Source organism: Pseudoalteromonas sp. AWM4_233 (genome assembly GCF_056158285.1).
This window is the reverse complement of record NZ_JBSWSZ010000083.1, coordinates 1-4,166: the sequence shown is the minus strand read 5'-3', so window position 1 is coordinate 4,166 and position 4,166 is coordinate 1. Positions and strand designations below refer to the sequence as shown.

General features: G+C 40.5%; 4 protein-coding genes and 2 pseudogenes. 3 read left to right on the top strand and 3 right to left on the bottom strand.

Translation table 11 applies throughout. The features are described 5' to 3' along the window. Positions 1 to 94 precede the first annotated feature (94 nt). The 3 genes from ACXAC4_RS20610 to ACXAC4_RS20600 form a co-directional block, all read right to left on the bottom strand. Complete coding sequence (locus ACXAC4_RS20610) at positions 95 to 328, bottom strand: EF-hand domain-containing protein (RefSeq protein ID WP_054551188.1); 234 nt, start codon at positions 326 to 328, stop codon at positions 95 to 97. Positions 329 to 465: 137 nt separating this feature from the next. Continuing rightward, positions 466 to 654: a hypothetical protein gene (locus ACXAC4_RS20605; RefSeq protein ID WP_475165063.1), complete on the bottom strand. Its 189-nt coding sequence runs from the start codon at positions 652 to 654 to the stop codon at positions 466 to 468. A 9-nt stretch (positions 655 to 663) separates the two neighbouring features. Further along, a complete protein-coding gene (locus ACXAC4_RS20600; RefSeq protein ID WP_054551190.1) occupies positions 664 to 891 on the bottom strand; it encodes an EF-hand domain-containing protein in 228 nt (75 codons plus the stop codon). Between the two features lie 310 nt (positions 892 to 1,201). Between ACXAC4_RS20600 and ACXAC4_RS20595 the strand changes: the two are divergent. The 3 genes and pseudogenes from ACXAC4_RS20595 to ACXAC4_RS20585 form a co-directional block, all read left to right on the top strand. Then, a pseudogene (locus ACXAC4_RS20595) lies at positions 1,202 to 2,657 on the top strand (HAMP domain-containing sensor histidine kinase). Between the two features lies 1 nt (position 2,658). After that, positions 2,659 to 3,075: a hypothetical protein gene (locus ACXAC4_RS20590; RefSeq protein WP_475165062.1), complete on the top strand. Its 417-nt coding sequence runs from the start codon at positions 2,659 to 2,661 to the stop codon at positions 3,073 to 3,075. A gap of 112 nt (positions 3,076 to 3,187) precedes the next feature. Then, a pseudogene (locus tag ACXAC4_RS20585) lies at positions 3,188 to 4,166 on the top strand (sigma-54-dependent transcriptional regulator); the annotation flags it as partial.

The window sequence follows — 4,166 nt, the reverse complement described above, 5'->3', positions numbered from 1 at the left end:
AAGGTTAACCGATCCTTGTGGCTTCTAACTTCCAGCACCTGTGCTAAATGCACAACTTAAAACTAGGCTGGCAAAGGTTAATTTTGACATTACTTTAACTCTTGTTTGTTAAATAGTGTTTAAACTCAAGGAGCGAGATTTGTTGATCTTTATCTGTATCCCATTGCGCTATGCGTTTTTGCAAGTGCGGTTGCGATGACAGTTCCTGCTCAGATAAAAAGCCATTTTTATCTTTATCTAGGTGATCAAAACGTTGTTTTACGTCCAATGCTAAGCTATTGAAGCTTATAGTAATTAAGGTGCATGGAGCAAGCCAGAAAATTCTCATAATTGCCTCCTAAATAAAAGTGCTTGCCCATAATTTAACTCCCAAAATTTAAATCCGTTTACACATTCCCTCTGGGATTATGGCAAGCACTTCAACCGTTAAGGTTTGAATTTTTCAAACTCTTGTTCAGACAAAACCTAATAGCCGTTTTCATCCAAATCGGCAAATTGCTTAAGTAAGTTATCGTGTTTGGTTGCTTCAGTTAATGAAATCTCGCCATCGGCGTTTGTATCAAATTTAGCAAATCGAACATCCATTTGTGATGCTAAAACGGTGGCGCTGATAACTAAAAACATCAGCGAGAATGCAGCTAAAAGTTGTTTCATTACAATCTCCTATTGAATAAACGACTGAAACTCAGAAAATGAAATTTGGCCATTTTGATTACTATCAATTTGCGTAAAGTTGCCGTGCAACAAGGCATCTTCAGATGCTTCTGCCTCACTCAAAAAACCATTGCTGTCTTTATCTAGCTCATTAAATGTTGTCTGCAAATCAAGTGCGTAACTATGAACTGAGAACAGACTTATAAGCAGGGTGGCTACCGGGGCCGTTACTTTCATTTTGTGTCCTAAATAACTAATTTGCTTAGTACTAATCAAAATCAGTGCCAATATTAAAAGTTATTAGTTATCAGGTGGTTATGGTTTTTGTGTGGATTTGAATGCGAAATAGTTACAGGGTGTTGTGTCTTTTCTGCAACGATTTTCAGGTGTTAAAAGTTTATCTATTTTATTTCAATGAGTTAGTTTGTGCCAAATAGCAACTTTGTATCGGTTTTTGGGGGGAAATCAGTACTTTTAAGTTCAGATTCAGCGAGTGTCTAAGTTTGTTCGCTAATAATCAGCATCTGCAATTATGTTGAGAGTGAATATGCAAAATACAGTAGCGATAAAAATAAAACAGTTACTCAATTGGCGACCTAGTCTTATTGGCCAGTTCGTCTGTAGCATTTTGCTGTCTTTACTACCGTTATCTTTGGTGGTGATTTTATTTTTAAATGCGCTCAATAAGCAGCTTGCAGTGACTCAAGATGGTACGGTGACAATTACGAGATTACTAAAGCATTTAACAACCTCAAACAAGACTTAAATAGCCTTGAACGAGCAACTCGACAAAACTGGGTGCTTAAAAGTGAATCCCTCGATAGCTTGATTGCCAACAAGTGGCAATCGTCATTGCAAAGTGTCGATGAGCTCATTTTCTTAAGCCCAACCGCTGATTATGTCTCGCAGTGGCGGCAATTGGCTGAGGTATTACAATTTGCGCATCAGCATTTATTAATAGAACAAAAGCAAGATGGTGAGCTGTTTGCACCCGCTAGTAAGCTTATCAGTGAGCAAACAAATTGGCTCAAAGAGCAAAATGAATTGCGCATCACAAAAAATCAGCAGCAATTAAAAGCGCTTCAAGCTTCATTTATTAATTGGTTAGTTGCGTTAATTCCACTCACGTTATTGGTCGGGGGCGGCTTTTTTGGCGGATGAGCGGGCAGGCTCAGAGAACTCACACATGTGATTGATAAACTTGGACAAGGTCACTGGCAGCAAAAAATTCAAGTTCGCGGCTCGTCAGAGTTAGTTGAATTAGGTAATAAATTAGAGTGGGTTCAAGCGCAGTTACATATGCTTGAGCAGCAAAAAGATACGTTTTTACGCCATGTGACACATGAATTAAAAACGCCCCTAGCTTCGATGGTTGAAGGCACAGACTTACTCGCAGATGAAATTGTTGGTCCTATCAATAGCGAGCAACAAGCCGTTCTTGAGCTAATAACGCAAAGTATGGTGCGACTCAGAGCCATGATTGAAAGCTTATTGAGTTACAACGCCATTCGCACCAGTAAGCAAAGCCTAAGCGAGCTTAACTTTAATTTGATGATGAACAAAATTGAGCGTCATTTTGAGCACCGATTATCAGCGCGTGACTTATCCATTGTGTGGGTGAATGAATTACCAAATAAAGCTTTGTTTATCTCAATTGAGCTACTTGAAATGGTGCTTATTCCAGCTCCCTCAAATGCGTTAAAGTTTTCGCCAGAACATGAGTCAGTGACAATAAAAGCAAGCTTAAAGCAGGGACAGTTAATTTTGAGTGTCAGCGACTTAGGAATAGGCATAGAAGATACTGATAAAGCCGCCGTGTTTGGGGCTTTTTACCAAGGCGAGAATCCAAAACAACATACTGAAATGGGCAGTGGACTCGGTTTAACCATATTAAAGAAACTGTTGAACAATTAAACGAGTACGCTTCTATTACTGATAATGAGCCGCAAGGATGTGTATTTACAGCCATTTTACCAATTCAATTAACCCAAGGAGTTAACTGATATGGGCTTAGCGAATAAAGCCAGTTTTATGCTTGTTATAGGCACACTTTTTATAACAGGGTGCACGATCACGCAAAAGCATGTTGAGGCAGAGCAAATAGAGCCGACAGCAGATGTGAAATCTCAAGGGCAACCTAATCCAAAGCCTCGGCCGAAAAGTGAGCCGTTATACCCGCCTGCAAGTACAGTCATTGCTTGGCATGCTGCCAAGTGCGGTGGCTTTAAAGCAAGCTCTGATAAAGCAAATTATGTTGGCGAAAATGAGCTAAAGCGTCTGTTTGAGTCGATTTGTTTACTCGGTGCTTCAGAGCCAGAAAAAGCTCTTAGTCAGCTTGAAAAAAGTGACCATGCTTTTATTGGCCAGATGATATTAAGCAGTATCTATGGTTACAAAAGCAATATTTACAACAGAATTTAGCGGCAAAACAAGCTAAGCAAGCACTGAGTGATGAAATGGAAAAAACCTTATCGTCGCTTGCGACTATCGAACAACAACTTCTGCTACGTGAAGAGACCAAGGAGCAGTAACCATGAATGAAGTAACAAAACCACGGGTTTTATTAGTAGATGACGATGCGAGTTTATTAAAGTTACTAGCGATTAGAATTGAGTCTAAAGGCTATTTGGTAAACACAGTTGAAAGTGGCATTGAGGCATTACAAACACTAAAAAACCAAACCTATGATGCGGTGATCACTGACTTAAGAATGGATGAAATGGACGGCATGGCTCTACATCGCCAGTTACAAAGTCGTTACCCTTCAATGCCGGTGATTATGATGACAGCACATGGTTCGATACCTGATGCAGTGGAAGCGACGAAGCAAGGTATTTTTGCATTTATTACCAAACCAGTTGATAAAGATGAGCTGTTCGACAGCCTTGCTAAAGCTATTGAGATCCATGGTGTACACGGTGATGAAACACCGACACAAACAAATATTGTCACCCGTAGCGGCGCGATGTTGCATTTACTTGAGCAAGTTAAATTGCTTGGTCCAACGCAAGTGAATGTGTTAAATATCCGGTGCTAGCGGCACAGGTAAAGAGTTGCTTGCACAAGCAATACATCAACATAGCCATGTTAGTGACGGGCCATTTGTGGCAATTAACTGCGGCGCTGTGCCGGGGGAGCTTTTAGAGTCTGAATTGTTTGGGCATAAAAAAGGCGCGTTTACAGGCGCAGTCGCAAAGACCATCAAGGTTTGTTTCAACAAGCTCAAGGTGGGACCCTTTTTCTAGATGAAATTGGTGATATGCCGCTAAATTTACGGGTAAAACTACTGAGGGTTTTACAAGAGAAAACCATTCGCCCTGTGGGCTTTCAAGAAGAGATCCCAATTGATGTGCGGGTGGTGTCGGCGACTCATAAGAACCTCCCAGAGGCAATCAATAATCAGCAGTTCCGTGAAGATTTATATTACCGATTAAATGTGGTGAACTTAAAACTGCCTCCGCTTTGTGAACGCCGAGAAGATATTAGTTTGCTAGCACAGCATTTTGCAGGTC

What these genes read in the sequence shown, in the direction of transcription:
- ACXAC4_RS20610 (WP_054551188.1), bottom strand. Translation starts at nt 328, where the DNA reads ATGAGAATTTTCTGGCTTGCTCCATGCACCTTAATTACTATAAGCTTC.
- ACXAC4_RS20605 (WP_475165063.1), bottom strand. Translation starts at nt 654, where the DNA reads ATGAAACAACTTTTAGCTGCATTCTCGCTGATGTTTTTAGTTATCAGC.
- ACXAC4_RS20600 (WP_054551190.1), bottom strand. Translation starts at nt 891, where the DNA reads ATGAAAGTAACGGCCCCGGTAGCCACCCTGCTTATAAGTCTGTTCTCA.
- ACXAC4_RS20590 (WP_475165062.1), top strand. Translation starts at nt 2,659, where the DNA reads ATGGGCTTAGCGAATAAAGCCAGTTTTATGCTTGTTATAGGCACACTT.